Genomic DNA, 1,186 nt, shown 5'->3' with positions numbered 1-1,186 from the left:
GTTGCGGGATGTATTCCTTCAACATCGATATCTACTGAAAGACATGATGGATGAGGCCGCACGGATCATCAAAGAGTTCTTCTGGAAAAAGGCCAAGGTCGAACCAGGGATCATCTCAGGTCTCCATACATTTGGGTCGCAGGTGAACTTCAATCCTCATGTACACATGCTCGTCACGATGGGTGGGATCAATCAGAAGGGTGAATATGTGGACCATGACTTCATTCCATTTGCGATGTTGAGAAAGCAGTGGCAGACAGTCGTGTTAAAACTGATCCGTAAGAACCTGAATGCCGAAGAGAAGAGAAAGGTCCAACCGAGACTCCAGGCTGCCTTCAACAACAACAAGGACGGCTTCTATGTGCATGCCCCAAAACAGAAGGGGAAGATTCAGGAACAGTTGCGCTACATAGGCCGCTATATGCGACGACCTGCGATCGGTCTCAATCGGATCGTGGCATATGATGGCGAGATGGTGACATTCACCTACAAGGACAAGACCGACGGTCTCGAGAAAACGGAGACTGTGACGGTAGAACAGTTCATCGCAAGATTGATCCGTCACATCCCTGACGAACAGTTCAAGACGATCCGCCATTACGGGATGTATGCAAGAAACAGAAAGGCAAAGGTGAAAGCACTGCTTACGAAATGGCAGAAAGAGGTCAAGAAATGGTTCGTAAAAGCAGGGGCAAAGCTCCGCAAGCGCAACTGGCGTGAAAAGTTCTTGATGAACAACCAGCCAGATCCATTGGTGTGCCCAAAATGCGAGAACCATCTCGTGTTCAAGGGAGAGGTCTGTCTAGATGATGGTGTGCTGACGATTCGCGTGGCCGTATGCAATAATACAAAGAAATACTTAGAGAGGGTGATCGACTATCTCACCAGTCAGCAAGACTCGAAAGAAAAAGAAAAAGGCCAGTTCGCCTAAGGCGAGACCAGCCAAGGTGAAGTACATCTGCCTACTCTGTGAGACGACGGAACTGATACCTTATGACGTCGTACGTGACATGGATCGGATGGACCAAGACGGGGACCAGAGCGTCCCGCCGATGTTTGAGTGCGACCAATGTGGAGCGGGGATGTATCCTGAATCGTACAAAGGTATATCCGGAGCCCACTATCAAATATCAGATGTGAAATAGTTCAAAAAGGTCCGGCCAGGGTTTTTGGCCGGATTTTCTTA

The 1,186-nt window shown here is 48.8% G+C and carries 1 protein-coding gene; it reads left to right on the top strand.

Going from position 1 to position 1,186, the window contains the following annotated elements:
* A partial coding sequence (locus tag JOD03_RS13710; RefSeq protein ID WP_204592030.1) for an IS91 family transposase occupies positions 1-931 on the top strand: 931 nt, incomplete at its 5' end.
* Between the last annotated feature and the right edge of the window lie 255 nt (positions 932-1,186).

Source organism: Chryseomicrobium aureum (genome assembly GCF_016909155.1).
Taxonomy (GTDB): Bacteria; Bacillota; Bacilli; order Bacillales_A; family Planococcaceae; genus Chryseomicrobium; species Chryseomicrobium aureum.
The sequence above is the reverse complement of the archived record's forward strand: the minus strand, read 5'-3'. Positions and strand labels throughout refer to the sequence as shown.